The 17,198-nt window shown below is 70.7% G+C and carries 18 protein-coding genes; 15 read left to right on the top strand and 3 right to left on the bottom strand.

All coding sequences use genetic code 11. The features are described 5' to 3' along the window. Positions 1-4: 4 nt before the first annotated feature. The 9 genes from argC to GEV27_RS08610 all read left to right on the top strand — a co-directional run bounded on the left by argC (position 5) and on the right by GEV27_RS08610 (position 8,646). On the top strand, positions 5-1,051 hold the full coding sequence (gene argC, locus GEV27_RS08570) for an N-acetyl-gamma-glutamyl-phosphate reductase (RefSeq protein ID WP_153652926.1): 1,047 nt from the start codon (positions 5-7) through the stop codon (positions 1,049-1,051). 79 nt (positions 1,052-1,130) lie between these two features. Continuing rightward, positions 1,131-2,282 carry a bifunctional glutamate N-acetyltransferase/amino-acid acetyltransferase ArgJ gene (gene argJ / locus GEV27_RS08575; protein WP_153933894.1) on the top strand — a complete coding sequence of 384 codons (1,152 nt, stop codon included), beginning with the start codon at positions 1,131-1,133 and terminating at the stop codon, positions 2,280-2,282. After that, positions 2,279-3,253 (top strand): acetylglutamate kinase, encoded by a 975-nt coding sequence (argB, locus tag GEV27_RS08580; RefSeq protein WP_153652924.1) that lies wholly within the window; start codon positions 2,279-2,281, stop codon positions 3,251-3,253. The genes argJ and argB overlap by 4 nt, the downstream gene beginning before the upstream one ends. Then, entirely contained in the window at positions 3,250-4,413 is a 1,164-nt protein-coding gene (locus GEV27_RS08585) for an acetylornithine transaminase (RefSeq protein WP_153910836.1), read from the top strand. The genes argB and GEV27_RS08585 overlap by 4 nt, the downstream gene beginning before the upstream one ends. A 5-nt stretch (positions 4,414-4,418) precedes the next feature. Next, the gene (gene argF / locus GEV27_RS08590; RefSeq protein ID WP_375335587.1) at positions 4,419-5,348 is read left to right on the top strand and encodes an ornithine carbamoyltransferase; all 930 of its coding nucleotides are present in this window, start codon (positions 4,419-4,421) and stop codon (positions 5,346-5,348) included. Next, on the top strand, positions 5,345-5,860 hold the full coding sequence (locus GEV27_RS08595) for an arginine repressor (RefSeq protein WP_153652921.1): 516 nt from the start codon (positions 5,345-5,347) through the stop codon (positions 5,858-5,860). The genes argF and GEV27_RS08595 overlap by 4 nt, the downstream gene beginning before the upstream one ends. After that, positions 5,857-7,269, top strand: a complete 1,413-nt coding sequence (gene argH, locus GEV27_RS08600) for an argininosuccinate lyase (protein WP_153910838.1) — start codon at positions 5,857-5,859, stop codon at positions 7,267-7,269. Before GEV27_RS08595 ends, argH begins: the two co-directional genes overlap by 4 nt. Positions 7,270-7,402: 133 nt before the next feature. After that, entirely contained in the window at positions 7,403-8,077 is a 675-nt protein-coding gene (locus GEV27_RS08605; RefSeq protein WP_153652919.1) for a peptidylprolyl isomerase, read from the top strand. 23 nt (positions 8,078-8,100) lie between these two features. Next, positions 8,101-8,646 (top strand): DNA-3-methyladenine glycosylase, encoded by a 546-nt coding sequence (locus tag GEV27_RS08610; protein WP_309222119.1) that lies wholly within the window; start codon positions 8,101-8,103, stop codon positions 8,644-8,646. A gap of 12 nt (positions 8,647-8,658) precedes the next feature. Here GEV27_RS08610 and GEV27_RS08615 read toward each other — a convergent pair whose 3' ends face one another. Next, complete coding sequence (locus GEV27_RS08615; RefSeq protein WP_309222120.1) at positions 8,659-9,327, bottom strand: response regulator; 669 nt, start codon at positions 9,325-9,327, stop codon at positions 8,659-8,661. After that, positions 9,324-10,910, bottom strand: coding sequence for a sensor histidine kinase (locus tag GEV27_RS08620; protein WP_153933895.1), 1,587 nt, complete (start codon positions 10,908-10,910; stop codon positions 9,324-9,326). The genes GEV27_RS08615 and GEV27_RS08620 overlap by 4 nt, the downstream gene beginning before the upstream one ends. Positions 10,911-10,991: 81 nt before the next feature. On the opposite strand from GEV27_RS08620, the gene GEV27_RS08625 reads away from it, so the two are divergent. The 4 genes from GEV27_RS08625 to GEV27_RS08640 are packed head-to-tail and all read left to right on the top strand — an operon-like array spanning position 10,992 to position 14,429. Continuing rightward, the gene (locus GEV27_RS08625) at positions 10,992-11,987 is read left to right on the top strand and encodes a tripartite tricarboxylate transporter substrate binding protein (protein ID WP_153933896.1); all 996 of its coding nucleotides are present in this window, start codon (positions 10,992-10,994) and stop codon (positions 11,985-11,987) included. Further along, the gene (locus tag GEV27_RS08630; protein ID WP_153652915.1) at positions 11,984-12,502 is read left to right on the top strand and encodes a tripartite tricarboxylate transporter TctB family protein; all 519 of its coding nucleotides are present in this window, start codon (positions 11,984-11,986) and stop codon (positions 12,500-12,502) included. Before GEV27_RS08625 ends, GEV27_RS08630 begins: the two co-directional genes overlap by 4 nt. Beyond that, on the top strand, positions 12,502-14,022 hold the full coding sequence (locus GEV27_RS08635) for a tripartite tricarboxylate transporter permease (RefSeq protein WP_153652914.1): 1,521 nt from the start codon (positions 12,502-12,504) through the stop codon (positions 14,020-14,022). Before GEV27_RS08630 ends, GEV27_RS08635 begins: the two co-directional genes overlap by 1 nt. Then, a complete protein-coding gene (locus tag GEV27_RS08640) occupies positions 14,019-14,429 on the top strand; it encodes a universal stress protein (RefSeq protein WP_153652913.1) in 411 nt (136 codons plus the stop codon). Before GEV27_RS08635 ends, GEV27_RS08640 begins: the two co-directional genes overlap by 4 nt. Here the strand turns inward: GEV27_RS08640 and GEV27_RS08645 are convergent. After that, positions 14,426-15,070 (bottom strand): DsbA family oxidoreductase, encoded by a 645-nt coding sequence (locus tag GEV27_RS08645; RefSeq protein ID WP_309222121.1) that lies wholly within the window; start codon positions 15,068-15,070, stop codon positions 14,426-14,428. The two genes, GEV27_RS08640 and GEV27_RS08645, sit on opposite strands and share 4 nt — an antisense overlap. Positions 15,071-15,143: 73 nt before the next feature. Between GEV27_RS08645 and GEV27_RS08650 the strand changes: the two genes are divergently transcribed. Next, a complete protein-coding gene (locus GEV27_RS08650) occupies positions 15,144-15,530 on the top strand; it encodes a universal stress protein (protein ID WP_153652911.1) in 387 nt (128 codons plus the stop codon). A gap of 64 nt (positions 15,531-15,594) precedes the next feature. After that, entirely contained in the window at positions 15,595-16,854 is a 1,260-nt protein-coding gene (gene tyrS, locus GEV27_RS08655) for a tyrosine--tRNA ligase (RefSeq protein ID WP_309222122.1), read from the top strand. Positions 16,855-17,198 lie beyond the last annotated feature (344 nt).

Genomic DNA, 17,198 nt, shown 5'->3' on the forward strand with positions numbered 1-17,198 from the left:
AGACATGACCACGATCACCGTCGCCGTGGCGGGCGCGAGCGGATACGCCGGTGGTGAGGTGCTGCGCCTCCTGCTGTCGCACCCGGGCGTCGAGATCGGCGCCCTGACCGCGGCCTCGAGCGCAGGCACCGCCCTCGGCGGGCACCACCCGCACCTCGTGCCGCTGGCCGACCGGGTGCTGCTGCCCACCAACGCCGAGACCCTGTCCGGCCACGACGTCGTGTTCCTCGGCCTGCCGCACGGGCAGTCGGGCGCGGTGGCCGCGCAGCTGGGCGACGACACCCTGGTCATCGACCTGGGCGCCGACTTCCGGCTGCAGTCCGCCGAGGACTGGACCGAGTTCTACGGGGGAGAGCACGCGGGCACCTGGCCGTACGGGCTCCCCGAGCTCATCGTCGGCGAGGGTCGCCAGCGCGACGCGTTGAGGGGCGTCGATCGCATCGCCGTGCCGGGCTGCAACGTCACGGCGATCACGCTCGGCATCCAGCCCGCGGTCGCGGCCGGGCTCGTGGAGGCCACGGACCTCGTCGCGGTCCTCGCCAACGGCTACTCCGGCGCGGGCAAGGCGCCCAAGGCCAACCTGCTCGCCGCCGAAGGCCTCGGGGCCGCGTCCCCGTACGGCGTCGGCGGCACCCACCGTCACGTCCCGGAGATCATGCAGAACCTGCGGCTCGCCGGCGCGGACGAGGTCTCGATCTCGTTCACCCCGACGCTCGTCCCGATGGCCCGCGGCATCCTGGCCACGACGACGGCCCGACTCAAGGACGGCGTCGACCTCGCTGCCGTGCGCGCGGTGTACGAGGCGGCGTACGGCGACGAGCCCTACCTGCACCTGCTGCCCGAAGGGCAGTGGCCGACCACCGCTGCGACCCTGGGAGCCAACACGGCCCACCTGCAGGTCGCGATCGACGAGCGCGCCCGCCGACTGGTCGTGGTGTCCGCGATCGACAACCTCGTCAAGGGCACCGCGGGCGGCGCGATCCAGTCCATGAACCTCGCCCTCGGCCTCGACGAGACCACGGGCCTCGACACGATTGGACTTGCCCCATGAGTGAGCGCCAGCGAATGAACGATGAAGCAGCAGTCGTGCGGGCGTGCTCGTACCGTCCGTTTCTGACGAGGGCGGCCGCATGAGCGTGACAGCCGCACAGGGATTCACCGCCTACGGTGTCGCGGCCGGGCTCAAGTCCACCGGCGCGCCCGACGTGGCGGTCGTCGTCAACCAGGGTCCGTCGTCGGCGGCCTCGGCGGTGTTCACGAGCAACCGGTGCAAGGCCAATCCGGTGCTGTGGAGCGAGAAGGCGATCCAGACCGGATCGGCCGTCGCGGTCGCGATCAACTCCGGCGGCGCGAACTGCTACACCGGCGCCGAGGGCTTCGCGACCACCCACCGCACCGCCGAGACCGTCGCCGAGATGCTCGACATCGGCGCGATCGACGTGCAGGTCTGCTCGACCGGCCTGATCGGGCTGCTCAACGACCGTGAGGCGCTGCTGAGCGGCGTCCGTGCGGCCGTCGAGGGCCAGAGCCGCGACGGCGGGCACACCGCGGCAACCGCGATCATGACGACCGACTCGGTCGCCAAGGAGGCCGTCGTGCAGGCGGACGGCTTCACGGTCGGTGGCATGGCCAAGGGAGCCGGCATGCTCGCGCCCGCGCTGGCCACGATGCTCGTGGTGATCACGACCGACGCAGACGTCGACTCCGCGACCGTCGACGCGGCGCTGCGCTCGGCCACCGCCCGGACCTTCGACCGTCTCGACTCCGACGGCTGCCAGTCGACCAACGACACCGTGCTACTGATGGCGTCCGGTGCCTCGGGCACCACGCCGGACGCCGCAACGTTCACGGATGCGGTCACGGCCGTGTGCCACGACCTCGCGATGCAGCTGCTGGCCGATGCCGAGGGCGCCGACCACGAGATCGCGATCGAGGTCGTGAACGCCGCGACCGTCGACGACGCCCTGGAGGTCGGTCGCTCGGTCGCGCGGAGCAACCTGTTCAAGTGCGCGATCTTCGGCAAGGACCCCAACTGGGGACGCATCCTGGCCTCGGTCGGCACGACCCGGGCGACCTTCGACCCGGCCGATCTCGATGTCGCGCTCAACGACGTCTGGGTCTGCCGCAACAGCGGGCCGGGGGAGTCACCGGACTCCATCGACCTCGAGGCCCGCGCGGTCTCGGTGACCATCGACCTCAAGTCCGGCGACCAGTCGGGCACCATCTGGACGAACGACCTCACCCAGGCGTACGTCCACGAGAACTCGGCGTACTCCTCATGACCCCTGACTTCGACGCACCCGACCACATCTGGAACCCCTCGGAGTGGAAGAAGGCCACGGCCAAGGCCGCCACGCTCGCCGAGGCGCTGCCGTGGCTGAAGAAGTACCACGACAAGGTGATCGTGGTGAAGTACGGCGGCAACGCGATGACCAACGACACGCTGAAGGAGGCCTTCGCGGAGGACATCGTGTTCCTGCGCATGGCCGGCTTCAAGCCCGTCGTCGTGCACGGCGGCGGCCCGCAGATCAATGCGATGCTCGACAAGCTCGGCATCGAGTCGGAGTTCCGTGGTGGCCTGCGCGTCACAACCCCGGAGACGATGGACGTCGTGCGGATGGTGCTCACGGGCCAGGTCGGCCGCGAGCTCGTGGGCCTGCTCAACCAGCACGGTGACCTCGCCGTGGGCATGTCGGGCGAGGACGGGGGCCTGTTCAGGGCTCGCCGGACCACCCCGGTGATCGACGGGGTCGAGACCGACATCGGCCTGGTGGGCGAGGTCGTGGGCGTACGCCCCGAGGCCGTCCAGGACCTCATCGACGCCGGACGCATCCCGGTGGTCTCGACCGTCGCGCCCGACGACCACGGGCAGGTCCACAACGTCAACGCCGACACCGCGGCCGCGGCACTCGCGGTCGCGCTGGGTGCGGAGAAGCTGCTCGTGCTGACCGATGTCGAGGGGCTCTACGCCGACTGGCCCGACAGCACCGACGTGATCGGCGAGATCGGCCCCGAGGCGCTCTCCGAGCTGATCCCCGAGCTGGCCAGCGGGATGATCCCCAAGATGACCGCGTGCCTCAAGGCGGTCGAGGGCGGCGTCAAGCGCGCGACCGTGGTCGACGGACGCGAGCCCCACGCGGTCCTGCTGGAGATCTTCACCGACGAGGGCGTCGGCACGCAGGTCGTGCCCGGCGCCACGACCCGGCTGCGCACCGCGCTGTACGCGACGAGCGTCGACAAGGGGACGTCATGACCACGTGGTCCGAGCGCTACGAGGGTGCCGTCATGAACACCTTCGGCACCCCCGCGCGCATGCTCGTGCGGGGTGAGGGCGCGTACGTCTGGGACGCCGACGGCACGCGATACCTCGACCTGCTGGCGGGCATCGCGGTCAACGCGCTCGGCCACGGTCACCCGGCGATCGTCGAGGCCGTCACCCGGCAGCTCACGACCCTCGGCCACACCTCCAACTTCTTCGCGACCGAGCCGCAGATCGCGCTGGCCGAGCGGCTGACCGGGCTCGTCGGGCACGACAGCCGGGTGTTCTTCACCAACTCCGGCACCGAGGCCAACGAGGCGGCGTTCAAGCTCACGCGGCGCACCGGGCGCACCAAGGTCGTCGCGGCCGAGGGCGCATTCCACGGCCGGACGATGGGGGCGCTCGCGCTGACGTCCAAGGAGGCGTACCGCGCCCCGTTCGAGCCGTTGCCGGGCGATGTCGTCTTCGTGCCGTACGGCGACACCGCAGCGCTCGAGGCCGCGGTCGACGACACGGTCGCGGCGGTGCTGCTCGAGCCGATCCAGGGCGAGGCCGGCGTGGTCGTGCCCCCGGACGGCTACCTCCAGGCCGCACGTGACATCACGAGCCGGCACGGCGCGCTGCTCTGGATGGACGAGGTGCAGACCGGGATGGGCCGCACCGGCGCCTGGTTCGCGTACTCCGAGGCGGGCATCGTGCCCGACATCGTCACCGTGGCCAAGGGCCTCGGGGGCGGCATCCCGATCGGCGCGTGCCTCGCGGTCGGACCTGCGGCCACCCTGCTGCAGCCTGGCAACCACGGCACGACGTTCGGCGGCAATGCGGTCGCCACGTCGGCCGCCCTCGCCGTGATCGAGACCATCGAGAACGACGGGCTGCTCGCGCACGTCACCACGATCGGCGACCAGATCCGCCGCGGCCTCCAGGACCACCCGCTCGTCGCGGACGTCACCGGCCGGGGCCTGCTCCTCGGTGTCGTGCTGCGCGAGCCCGTGGCGGCCGAGGCGCACAAGGCGGCGCTCGAGGCCGGGCTGATCCTCAACAACCCCACGCCCGACCGCCTCCGGCTGGCCCCGCCGCTGATCCTGTCCGAGGACCAGGCGGCCGACGCGGTGACCACGCTGCGGTCGGTCCTCGACGAGGTCTCGTCGTGACCCGCGTGCGCAGCTTCCTGCGGGACGACGACCTGAGCCCGCAGGAGCAGGCCGAGGTGCTGGCCCTCGCGGCGGCGATCAAGGCCGATCCGTACGGACGCAAGCCGCTCGCGGGCCCGCAGACGGTCGCGGTGATCTTCGACAAGGCCTCGACCCGCACCCGTGTGTCGTTCGGCGTGGGCATCGCCGATCTCGGCGGCAACCCGCTGATCCTCGACACCGCGACCACGCAGGGCGGCCGCGGCGAGTCCACGGCCGACACCGCCCGCGTCCTGGGCCGGATGACGAGCGCGATCGTCTGGCGGACGTACGCCCAGTCCGGTCTCGAGGAGATGGCAGCGCACGCCGGGGTGCCGGTCGTCAACGCCCTGAGCGACGACTTCCACCCGTGCCAGATCCTGGCGGACTGGCAGACCGTGATCGAGCACAAGGGCCACCTCGCCGGGCTGACGGTCGCTTACCTCGGCGACGGCGCCAACAACATGGGCCACTCCTACCTGCTGGGCGGCGCGACGGCCGGCATGCACGTCCGCATCGGCTCGCCCGCGGGCTACCAGCCGGCCGGGCACATCGTCGACGACGCCACAGCGATCGCCGAGCGTACCGGGGGATCGGTGCAGGTGACCGAGGATCCCGCCGCCGCGATCGGCGGGGCCGACGTCGTCATCACCGACACGTGGGTCTCGATGGGCCAGGAGGCCGAGAAGGACGCCCGGCTGCGGCTGTTCGGCGACTTCTCGATCACCGAGGACGCGTTGAAGCTCGCCGCGCCCGACGCGATCGTGCTGCACTGCCTCCCGGCGTACCGGGGGCTCGAGATCTCCTCGGAGGTGCTCGACGGCCCGCAGAGTGTCGTCTGGGACGAGGCGGAGAACCGGCTCCACGCGCAGAAGGCACTGCTGGTCTGGCTGCTGAGCCAGCCGGAGGCGCGATGAGCGCGGCGGACAGCAAGACCGCGCGGCAGCAGCTGATCGTCGAGCTGCTGTCCCGGCACGCGGTGCGGTCCCAGGGCGAGCTCGTCGACCTGCTGGAGGAGCAGGGCGTCAACGCGACGCCGTCGACGGTCTCGCGCGACCTGGTCGAGCTCGACGCGGTCCGTGTGCGCCACGAGGGGAGCGGGCTGGTCTACGCGGTCCCGGCCGAGGGCGGCGACCGCACGCCCCGGCCCGCCTCCGGCGGCTACGCGGCCCGGTCGAGGCTCGGCCGCATGGTCCGTGAGCTGCTCGTCACGGTCGAGGCCTCGGCCAACCTGGTGGTGCTGCGCACGCCGCCCGGCGCCGCACAGTACCTTGCCGCCGCGATCGACCACTCCGCCCCCGAGGACGTGCTCGGCACGATTGCCGGCGACGACACCGTGCTGATGATCAGCCGCGACCCCGCCGGCGGCGCCGCCGTGGCGCAACGCTTCACGGACCTCGCCGGTCCGCACCCGAAGGAGAACCCATGACCTCCCACGACCCCGCTGACGGCACGCAGAAGACTGCGCTCTGGGGCGGACGTTTCGCCACCGGCCCCTCGCCCGAGCTCGTCGAGCTGTCGCGGTCGACGCATTTCGACTGGCGACTCGCGCCCTACGACCTTGCGGGCTCGCGGGCCCACGCCTTCGTGCTGCAGGCGGCCGGCCTGCTGAGCCGCGACGACTGCACGGCCCTGATCTCCGGCATCGACGCCCTCGCGGCGGACGTGGAGTCCGGCGCGTTCGTCGCCGAGCCCGGCGACGAGGACGTGCACACGGCCCTCGAGCGCGGTCTGCTCGAGCGCCTCGGACCCGATCTCGGCGGACGTCTGCGTGCGGGGCGCTCGCGCAACGACCAGATCGCGACCCTGTTCAAGATGTACCTGCGCGACCACGGGCGTCGGATCGGCGGGCTCGTCACCGACCTCGCCCGGGCGATCGCGGAGCAGGCCGAGACCCACCTGGGCGTCGCGATGCCGGGACGTACGCACCTGCAGCACGCCCAGCCGGTGCTGCTGTCGCACCACCTGCTGGCGCACGCGTGGCCGCTCGTGCGTGACCTGGAGCGGCTCGCCGACTGGGACGCGCGCGTCGCAGCCGACTCCCCGTACGGCGCCGGCGCCCTCGCGGGATCGTCGCTCGGGCTGGACCCCGAGAAGGTCGCGGCCGATCTCGGGTTCACCGGATCGACCGCCAACTCGATCGACGGCACGTCCGCGCGCGACTTCGTGGCCGAGTTCGCGTTCGTCACCGCGCAGATCGGCATCGACCTCTCCCGCCTCGCGGAGGAGATCATCATCTGGAACACCAAGGAGTTCGACTTCGTCACGCTGCACGACGGCTACTCCACGGGGTCCAGCATCATGCCGCAGAAGAAGAACCCCGACATCGCCGAGCTCGCGCGGGGCAAGTCGGGCCGGCTGGTCGGCAACCTGACCGGTCTGCTCGCGACGCTCAAGGGGCTCCCGCTCGCGTACAACCGCGATCTGCAGGAGGACAAGGAGCCGGTCTTCGACTCGATCGACACCCTCGAGGTCCTGCTGCCCGCGTTCACCGGCATGGTCGCGACGCTGACGTTCAACACCGAGCGCATGCAGGAGCTCGCCCCGCAGGGCTTCGCGCTGGCGACGGACATCGCGGAGTGGCTCGTGCGCGAGGGCGTGCCGTTCCGGGACGCCCATGAGCTGTCCGGGGCGTGCGTCCAGCTCTGCGAGCAGCGCGGCATCGAGCTGTGGGACCTCAGCGACGAGGACTTCGCCGCGATCTCGCCGGCACTCACCCCCGGCGTGCGCGAGGTGCTGACGGTCGAGGGCTCGCTGGCCTCGCGCGACTCGCGCGGCGGCACCGCCCTCGTCCGCGTCACCGAACAGCTCGCCGAGCTCCGCTCCCGCCTGCCCTGACCCCACCCCCCGATCCGCGACTGGCGCAGTCTGAAGGTTCTGAGACGGCGTGTCGTGCACAACTGCGCCACTCGCGGATCGGGTTGCGCCACTCGGGAGGGACGTGCGGGGGAGCGGTCGATACGCTCGGGACATGCGCTCTCGACTGCTCGCCGCCACGGCGTCCGTGCTCCTGGTGTCCCTGCTCGCCGCCTGCGGCGGGTCCGACGACGACGACAAGGGCTCGGACACGTCGTCCGCGAAGCCCGAGTCGTCCGCCACGACGTCAGCGCCTGCGGGCGGCGGATCGTGCACCTACAAGAAGGTCTCCGAGCCCGGCAAGAAGGCCGAGCTGCCGCCGAGCACGCCGAAGGCGGCCGACGAGGTGACGATCACGACCAACCGGGGTGACATCAAGGCGACGCTGACCCCCGAGTCCGCGCCCTGCACGGTCAGCTCGTTCGTGTCGCTCGCCGAGCAGGGCTACTTCGACGGCACCAAGTGCCACCGTCTCGTCCCCGGCTTCGTGCTGCAGTGCGGAGATCCTTCAGCCACCGGCACCGGCGGACCGGGCTACAGCTTCGCCGACGAGCTCAAGGGCGACGAGACGTACCCCGCGGGCACCCTCGCGATGGCCAATGCGGGCCCCGACACCAACGGCTCGCAGTTCTTCATCGTCCTGGCCGACTCCGACCTCCCGGCGAGCTACACGGTCTTCGGCAAGGTCGACGACGCCGGCTTGGCGGTCGCGAAGGAGATCGAGAAGGACGGCAACGCCTCCGACGGCGTCTCGCCGGCCAAGGACGTCGTCATCGAGTCGGTCTCCTGAGCGACCCCGGCGGCACCCCCGAGGTGGTCGAGCGGGCCCGCGGCCTGCTCGGGCGGGTGCTGCACGGCCACGGCGCCGCGGTCCGGATCACCGAGGTCGAGGCGTACGGGGGAGTGCTCGACCCCGCCTCGCACGCCTACACGCGGACTCCGCGCAGCGAGATCATGTACGGCCCCGCGTGGCGGCTGTACGTCTACCGGTCGTACGGGATGCACTTCTGCGCGAACGTCGTGACCGGCCCGACCGAGACCGCGTCCGCGGTGCTGGTCCGCGCGGGCGAGGTGGTCGAGGGCATCGAGGTCGCGCGGTCGCGCCGACCGGGCGTCAAGGACGTGATGCTCGCCCGAGGGCCCGGCAACCTCGCCCGGGCTCTCGGGGTGTCCCTGGACGACCTCGGCGCCGAGCTGCTGACGCCCGAGGGCGTACGCCTGGGGGACCCGCCGGACACGGACCCGCCGATCTCCTGCGGCCCCCGTGTCGGGGTGTCCAAGGCCGCGGACGTGCCGTGGCGCTTCTGGGTCACCGGCGACCCGACGGTCTCCGCGTACCGCCGCAGCCCTCGCGCGTGAGGTGTGCCCGGTCTAGACGGGCCTGGGGCGGTAGCGCCGCTCGGGCCGTCCCGCGTTGCCGTAGTTGAGCCGCACCGTCGCGAGCCCCTGGTCGACGAAGTACTCGAGGTAGCGGCGTGCGCTGACCCGCGACAGGCCGACCCGCTCGCCGCAGTCGGCCGCCGACAGCTCGCGGGCGTCCACGAGTGCCTCCTGGACGAGCTGGGCGGTCTCCGGGCTGAGGCCCTTGGGCAGCGCGGTCGCGGCGACCGAGGTGGGGCCGCCGAACGCGCGATCGATTGCGGCCTGGTCGGGGGCGCCGCCTGCGAGCGTCGTCAGGGACTCCCGGACGCGCTGCATCCTGGCCAGGAAGTCGTCGAACTCGAACGGCTTGACGAGATACTGCATCGCCCCGCCGTGCAGGGCTGTTCGCACCGCCTCGGCGTCCCGCTCAGCCGTCACCATGACGACGCCGACCGCGCTGCCGGCCGCCCGCAGGGACTGGAGCACCTCGAGCCCGCTCATGTCGGGCAGGTGGACGTCCAGGAGCACGAGGCCCGGGTCGAGGTCGGCGCACATGCGCAGGGCCTCGGCTCCTGTGCGCGCGGTGCCCACGACCTCGAATCCCGGGGTGCGCGCGACGAACCTGGAGTGGATGCCCGCGACCATGAAGTCGTCGTCGACGACCAGCACGCCGATCACGTGAGGTCCACGGGCAGGCGTACCCGGAAGACGGCGCCGGGCCCCGGCTCGACCGTGACCGATCCGCCGCGCTGCCGGCAGACCAGCCGCACCAGCGGCAGGCCGATGCCCCGGCCGCCGGGCACCTCGGGCTTGGTCGAGAAGCCGCGGCTGAAGATCGCGTCGGTCACCTCCTCGTCCACCCCGGGGCCCGAGTCACGCACCTCCAGGACGACCTCGCGGTCCGAGGCGTGCAGATCCACGCGCACGGACGGGTCGGGGCCGGCCTTGCACGCGTCGACGGCGTTGTCGATCAGGTTGCCGATGATGGTCGTCAGGTCGGCCGAGACGGCCTGGGGCAGCGGAGGCAGGCTCGAGGTGGGCGCGATCGTGAGCGTCACGCCGGCCTCGGCCGCCACGCTGGACTTCGCGATCAGCAGCGCCGCGACCGCCCGGTCCTTGATGCGCCGCGTGACGGCATCGCTGATGGCCTGGCGCCGGCGCGTCAGCGTCCCGACCAACGACGTCACCTCGTCGTACTCCCGCAGCTGGACGAGCCCGGAGATCGTGTGGAGCTGGTTGGCGAACTCGTGCGTCTGCGCCCGCAACGTGTCGGTGATGGACAGGTTCGAGCTGAGCTGGCTCTGCATCGAGACGAGCTCGGTCCGGTCACGCATGGTGGTGACCGTACCGATGCCCTCGCCGCGGCTGGACGCGGACCGCTGGTTGCACACGACGACGCGGTCGCCGACGAGCAGGACGACGTCGTGGGTCTCGGTCCCGCCGGTGAGCACCGAGGCGACCTGATCGGGCAGCCCGAGCTGGTCCACGCGGCGGCCGACGGGGTCCTCATCCAGTCCGAGCAGCTCACGCGCACCGTCGTTGACCATCGTCACCCGGCCGTCGGTGTCGACCGCGATGACGCCCTCGCGGATGCTGTGCAGGAGCGCCTCACGGTGATCGGCAAGCGTCGCGAACTCATGGGGCTCAAGGCCCCGGGTCCGTCGTTTCACCAGGCGCGACACGAGCCACGAGCCCGCGGCCCCGAGCAGCGCCCCGACCCCGAGGTACAGGATGAGGTCGCCTGCGGCGTCGGTGAGCCGTGCCCACACGCTGGGATAGCGCTGCTCGGCGAGGGCGAGGCCGACGAGGGTCCCGTTGTCGTCGATGATGGGCGCGTGCCCGGCGACGTACCGGCGCCCGCTCTTGTCGACGTCCCCGGTCCAGCCGCGGCCCTCGCGCACGCCGGAGTCACCCAGCGCCGCCGGTGTCCCGATCAAGCGCGGGTCGGACGACGACATGACGATGCCGCCGGGGTCCGCGACCGCGACGTCGGTGGCGCCCGACAGGCTCACCGCCCGGTTGATCGCGGGCGCGAGACCCGCCGCCGGGTCGAGCCCGGTGACCTGGTCGCGCACCACGGAGGTGTTGGCGAGGTTCTCGGCGACCGATCTCATCTGGGTCCCCCGGTCGGAGGCGAAGGACGCCGTCGACTGCCGCAGCGAGATCACCGCGACGATCGCCAGCACGACACCGACCACGATGAGCTGGAGGACGAGGAACTGTCCGGCGAGCGTCAGCCGTCGTTGCCGCAGTGACCACAATGTCCACAACCTCCTTTGCTTCCGCAATGGTGACCCACGGCACACTTTCGCGCCATGCTCGGGTCGACCCCAGGAGGTTCCATGACGTCGACCAGGCGCACCCACCGAGCTCGAGCGGCCGTCGCCCTCGCGCTCGTCGCGGCGGTGACCCTCTCTGCGTGCGGGGTCACCCGCGGCGGCGAGGGGGAGGCGAACCGTCGCCTCAGCATGTACATCCCGAACAGCCCGGGAGGCGGCTACGACCTGACCGGACGCGCTGCCGCCCGCGTCCTGGAGGACGCCGAGCTGTCCGGCCGGTTCGAGGTCACCAACGTCATCGGTGCCGGCGGCACCGTCGCGATGCAGCGCCTGCTCAACGAGGAGGGCGTCGACGACCTCGTGATGTCGATGGGCCTCGGCGTGGTCGGCGCGACCTACACGAACGAGTCGGACGCCCGTGTCTCGGACGCCACCCCCATCGCCCGCCTCATCGAGGACCAGGAGGCGCTCATCGTGCCCAAGGACTCGCGGTTCAGGACCGTCCAGGACCTGGTCAAGGCCTGGAAGGCCGATGCCGGGAGCGTCACGATCGGCGGCGGCTCGTCGCCCGGAGGGCCCGATCACCTCTTCCCGATGCAGATGGCCAAGACCATCGGCGTCGACCCGAAGCAGGTCAAGTACATCGTGTACGACGGGGGAGGGCCGCTCACGAGCGCGCTGCTCGGCAAGAAGATCGACGTCGGCACGTCCGGCCCCAGCGAGTTCGAGGGACAGCTGAAGGACGGCTCGCTCCGGGTGCTGGCGGTGTCGGGGGCCGAGCGTCTGGACAACGTCGACGCCCCGACGCTGCAGGAGTCCGGGGTCGACATGACCTTCGCCAACTGGCGGGGCATCCTCGCGCCACCCGGCATCTCCGCGGAGTCCCGGGACCGGCTCGTGGCGATGTTCACCAAGATGCACCAGACCAAGGGCTGGAAAGACGCGGTCGAGCGCAACGGCTGGATCGACTCGTTCGCCACCGGCGAGGAGTTCGCGACCTTCCTGCGCGAGCAGGACGAGCGCGTGGAGACGACGTTGAAGGAGCTGGGACTGACATGAGCGTGATCGACAAGCCCACAGAGGCGGGCACCAGGATCATCGACAAGGCCCAGTACGCGATGGCCGCCTTCATCGGTGTCGTCGGTGCCTACATCCTGTACGACGCCACGACCCTCGAGGACGGCTTCGCGGACCAGCCGGTCCAGCCGTACGCCTTCCCGTACGCCGTCGGGGCGGTCCTGCTCGGCCTCGCGGTGCTGCTGGCGATCGCCACGGCCCGCGGCGACGTGCCGCAGGCCGAGGAGGGCGAGGACGTCGACCTGACCCAGCCGAGCGACTGGGCGACCGTCGCCAAGCTGGTCGCGGTCTTCGCCGTCAACATCGCGCTGATCGACTGGCTCGGCTGGGCGATCACGGGAGCGATCCTGTTCGTCGGGACCGCATGGGTCCTCGGGAGCCGGACGCTGATCCGTGACGTCGGCGTGGGCGTGGCCCTGTCGGTCGGCACCTGGTACGGCTTCTACTCCGGCCTGGGTCTGGCGATCCCGGCCGGCGTCCTGGACGGGATCCTGTGATGGGCTCGCTCGACCTGCTGATGGAGGGCTTCCAGTCGGCGCTGACCCTCGAGAACCTCTTCTACGCGGTCCTCGGGGTCTTCCTCGGCACCGCCGTCGGGGTGCTGCCGGGCATCGGGCCCGCGATGACGCTCGCGCTGCTGCTGCCGATCACCTACAGCGTGGGGCCCGACAGCGCGCTGATCATGTTCGCCGGCATCTACTACGGCGGGATGTACGGCGGCTCGACCACGTCGATCCTGCTCAACACCCCGGGGGAGTCGTCCTCGGTCGTGACCGCGATCGAGGGCAACAAGATGGCCAAGAAGGGACGTGCGGCGCAGGCCCTCGCGACAGCCGCGATCGGCTCCTTCGTCGCCGGCACGATCGGCACGCTGCTGCTCGTGCTGTTCGCGCCGACTGTCGCCGGACAGGTCGTCAAGCTGGGCAACCCGTCCAACTTCGCCCTGATCCTGCTGGCACTGTTCGCGGTCACCGCAGTCCTCGGCACCTCCCGCCTGCGCGGGTTCATCGCCCTCTTCCTCGGCCTGGCGATCGGGCTCGTCGGCGGGCAGACCGGCCAGCCGCGGCTGACGTTCGGCAGCCCCCTGCTCGCGGACGGCATCGACATCGTCGTGGTCGCGGTGGCCATCTTCGCGATCGGCGAGGCGCTCTGGGTCGCGGCGCACCTGCGTCGTCGTCCCCTCGACATCATCCCGGTGGGACAGCCCTGGATGAGCCGCCAGGACTGGGGCCGCTCGTGGAAGCCCTGGCTGCGTGGTACCGCGCTCGGCTTCCCGTTCGGCGCACTGCCCGCGGGAGGAGCGGAGATCCCGACCTTCTTGTCGTACGTCACCGAGCGCAAGCTGACCAAGCATCCCGAGGAGTTCGGCAAGGGTGCCATCGAGGGCGTCGCAGGTCCGGAGGCGGCCAACAACGCCTCGGCCGCCGGCACGCTGGTGCCCCTTCTCGCGATCGGCCTGCCGACCACGGCCACCGCAGCGATCATGCTGCTGGCCATCCAGAGCTACGGCATCGAGACCGGTCCCCAGCTGTTCGACACCGAGCCCACGCTCGTGTGGGCGCTGCTGGCCAGCCTGTTCATCGGCAACACGCTCCTGCTGCTGCTCAACCTGCCGCTCGCGCCGCTGTGGGCCAAGCTGCTGCAGATCCCGCGGCCGTACCTCTACGCAGGGATCCTGTTCTTCGCCTCCCTGGGCGCCTACAGCGTCAGCTTCCAGCCCTTCGACCTCGCGATCCTGCTCGTCATCGGTCTGTTGGGGCTCGCGATGCGGCGGTTCGGCCTCCCGGTGCTGCCGCTCATCATCGCGGTGATCCTCGGTCCCAAGCTCGAGGAACAGCTGACCACGTCGCTCCAGATCTCCTCAGGGGACGTCAGCACCCTGTGGAGCGAGCCCGTCGCCGTGATCGTGTACGCGATCATCGCCCTCGCGCTGGTCTACATCGTCGTCAACGGGCTACGGCCCACCCGGGAAGAACCCACCCGGGAAGAACCCATCAAGGAAGAGGCGTCCTCATGAGTGTCGTCGTCATGTTCAGCCCGGACGAGTTCGGTCACACGGCGCTCTCGTACGGGGCCACGGAGGCCATGCGCCGCTCGGAGCGCCTCGTCGTCGTCAACCCGACCAAGGGCGACGCGTACGTCGACCGGATGTTCGCCGGTGCCGAGGACGTCGCGCGGCTCGACAAGGTTCTCGGCAGGCTCGACGTCGACACCGAGGTGCGGCACGACGTCGTGCCCGACATCGCCGGTGCGGTGCTCGACGCGGCCGCCGAGACGGCTGCGTCGTTGATCGTGGTCGGCATCCGTCCGCGCACGCCGGTCGGCAAGCTCGTGCTCGGCAGCGTGGCGCAGCGGTTGATCCTCGACGCGACCTGCCCGGTCCTGGCCGTCAAGCCTGACGGGGCGGACGACCTGCTGGACTAGGCGCGGGCCTTGTGCAGGACCTCCAGGAAGACGGCGGGGTCCTGCGCACCGGACACGCCGAGGCGGCCGTCGATCACGAAGAACGGCACGCCGTTGATGCCGTACGCGGTCGCCTGGGCCTGGTCGGCGTGGACGGCCGGCAGGAGCTCCTCGTTCTTGAGCGCCTCGAGGGCCTCCTCGCGGTCGAGGCCGATCTCAGCCGCGAGGTCCGCGAGATCGTCGACGCGGCCCACGTGACGGCCTTCCTCGAAGTAGGCGGTGAACAGCCGCTCGGCCATCTCGAGCTGCCGCCCCCTGCCCTTGGCGAAGTGCAGCAGCTCGTGGGCCTTGATCGTGTTGGTGTGCTGGAGGGCGGCGAAGTCGTACGCGAGGCCCTCGGACGCGCCCAGGTCGGTCATCCGGGCCAGCATCTGCTCGACCTGACCGGCGTCCATGCCCTTGTGCCTGACCAGGAAGTCGATCTCGCTGCCCTCGAAGTCGACCGGGGTGTCGGGCGCCAGCTCGAACGAGTGGAGCTCGACCTCCACCGTCCCGCCGCTCGCCGCGAACTGCGCCGCCGCGGTCTCGAACCGGCGCTTGCCGAGGAAGCACCACGGGCACGCGATGCCTGACCAGATGTCGACCTTCACCGTCTCGTTCACGCGCTCGTCAACGTCGCGGCATCCGCCGGCATTCCACTTCCGCAAGGGTGGCTCGAGGTAGTAGTTTCATGTCATGACAATTGCAGTCGCCTACCGTCCCGACGAGTTCGGGCGCGCGGCCCTCGACTGGGCCGTCGAGCAGTCCAAGACCTCAGGGGACCGGATCGTGCTCATCAACATCAGCCGGGTCGAGCCGCGCCTCGACACCGGCTTCGCACGCGGCAACCACGTGCAGTCGTTGGCGGAGAGGCTCGACGCGGACAAGGTGGAGTACGAGATCCGTCAGGCCGTGGGCGAGAACGTCGCCGACGCGGTGCTGTTCGAGGCGGAGCAGGCGGGTGCGACGTCGATCGTCATCGGCATCCGCCGCCGCAGCCCGGTCGGCAAGATCCTCATGGGCAGTGTCGCGCAGCAGATCCTGCTGGACGCCTCGGTGCCCGTCGTGGCCGTCAAGCCGTAGCCGCAGGGGCCGCAGGCCACCGCGATACAGTCGCGGTGATCGACCGACCCCGAAAGGCACTGCTGTGACACATGTTCTGGACGACCTCGACGCGCGCGGACTGATCGCGCACTCGACGGACCGCGACGCACTGCGAGCGGAGCTGTCAGCGGGGCCGGTCACGTACTACGTGGGGTTCGACCCGACGGCGCCGAGCCTGCACATCGGCAACCTGCTGCAGATCCTCACGGCCCGACGCCTCCAGCTCGCCGGCCACAAGCCGTTGCTCCTGGTGGGGGGCTCGACGGGGCTGATCGGCGACCCCAAGGAGGCGGGGGAGCGGATCATGAACACGAAGGAGACCGTGGGTGAGTGGGTGGACCGCATCGCCTCGCAGGTCTCGCGGTTCGTGGACTTCGACGGACCCACCGGCGCGACGCTCGTCAACAATCTCGACTGGACCGCCTGCCTGAGCACGATCGACTTCCTCCGCGACATCGGCAAGCACTTCCCGGTCAACCGGATGCTCGCCCGCGACGTCGTCAGCAGCCGGCTGGAGTCCGGCATCAGCTACACCGAGTTCAGCTACGTCCTCCTGCAGTCCATGGACTACCTGGAGCTCTACCGGCGGCACGGCTGCGTGCTGCAGACCGGCGGCAGCGACCAGTGGGGGAACATCACGGCAGGGGTCGAGCTGATCCGCCGGGCGGACGCCGGCAAGGTCCACGCGCTCGCGACGCCCCTGATCACCAAGGCGGACGGCACCAAGTTCGGCAAGACCGAGTCCGGCACCGTCTGGCTGGACCCCGATCTCACCAGCCCGTACGCCTTCTACCAGTCGTGGATCCAGGCGGAGGACTCCAAGGTCGTGGAGTACCTGCGCCAGTTCACCTTCATTCCCTTGGAGGAGATCGCCGCGCTGGAAGCCGAGCACGCCGAGAAGCCGGGGCTGCGCCTCGCACAGCGACGCCTCGCAGCGGAGGTCACCACGATCGTCCACGGGGCAGACGAGGCCGCGGCGGCCGAGCTCGCCGCCGGTGCGCTGTTCGGCAGGGGAGAGCTGGGCGAGCTGCCCGAGCCCACGCTGGCCGCCGCCCTGCGCGAGGCCGGCGCCGCCGACCTCAGCGCGGCCGACCGACCCACGATCGTCGACGCTCTCGTCGCATCGGGCCTCGCCGACAGCAAGTCCGCCGCACGCCGGGCGGTCGCCGACGGGGGTGCGTACGTCAACAACGTGCGGGTCACGGACCCCGACCAGGTGCTCGAGGGCGATCTGCTCCTCTACAGCACGTGGGCGGTCGTTCGCAAAGGCAAACGGTCCGTCTCAGGCGTCCGCATCAGCTGATCCCCGTCATTTCAGGGCTCCCGCCGACTGTGGCATGGAGCACGCGAATGCGATTTGACGGACCGGGAGACGCACCCGTAATGTTCTTCTTGTTGGACAGCGCAGCAAGCGGACAGGCCGAAACGCCAGCCGGATGCGAGCTTCCAGCCAGCTTAACCGAAACGATCAACGGCACGGAGCCTTCACTGGCTCCAGGGAACGGATCGCTGAGAACGCAGAGCGACATGGTGACCGACCCGGGTTTGACCGGTGAAAACGAGCCGTGTAAGTTGGACGAGTTGCCCTGAGATTCAGCCAGTGGCTGGGTCGAGGTGAGCGTCTGATCCTTGAGAACTCAACAGTGT

Origin of the sequence: Aeromicrobium sp. S22 (assembly GCF_009661045.1) — a bacterium.
Lineage (GTDB): Bacteria > Actinomycetota > Actinomycetes > Propionibacteriales > Nocardioidaceae > Aeromicrobium > Aeromicrobium yanjiei.

Coding starts and splice junctions, on each gene's coding strand:
- argC (WP_153652926.1), top strand. CDS start 5: ATGACCACGATCACCGTCGCCGTGGCGGGCGCGAGCGGATACGCCGGT.
- argJ (WP_153933894.1), top strand. CDS start 1,131: ATGAGCGTGACAGCCGCACAGGGATTCACCGCCTACGGTGTCGCGGCC.
- argB (WP_153652924.1), top strand. CDS start 2,279: ATGACCCCTGACTTCGACGCACCCGACCACATCTGGAACCCCTCGGAG.
- GEV27_RS08585 (WP_153910836.1), top strand. CDS start 3,250: ATGACCACGTGGTCCGAGCGCTACGAGGGTGCCGTCATGAACACCTTC.
- GEV27_RS08595 (WP_153652921.1), top strand. CDS start 5,345: ATGAGCGCGGCGGACAGCAAGACCGCGCGGCAGCAGCTGATCGTCGAG.
- argH (WP_153910838.1), top strand. CDS start 5,857: ATGACCTCCCACGACCCCGCTGACGGCACGCAGAAGACTGCGCTCTGG.
- GEV27_RS08605 (WP_153652919.1), top strand. CDS start 7,403: ATGCGCTCTCGACTGCTCGCCGCCACGGCGTCCGTGCTCCTGGTGTCC.
- GEV27_RS08625 (WP_153933896.1), top strand. CDS start 10,992: ATGACGTCGACCAGGCGCACCCACCGAGCTCGAGCGGCCGTCGCCCTC.
- GEV27_RS08630 (WP_153652915.1), top strand. CDS start 11,984: ATGAGCGTGATCGACAAGCCCACAGAGGCGGGCACCAGGATCATCGAC.
- GEV27_RS08635 (WP_153652914.1), top strand. CDS start 12,502: ATGGGCTCGCTCGACCTGCTGATGGAGGGCTTCCAGTCGGCGCTGACC.
- GEV27_RS08640 (WP_153652913.1), top strand. CDS start 14,019: ATGAGTGTCGTCGTCATGTTCAGCCCGGACGAGTTCGGTCACACGGCG.
- GEV27_RS08650 (WP_153652911.1), top strand. CDS start 15,144: ATGACAATTGCAGTCGCCTACCGTCCCGACGAGTTCGGGCGCGCGGCC.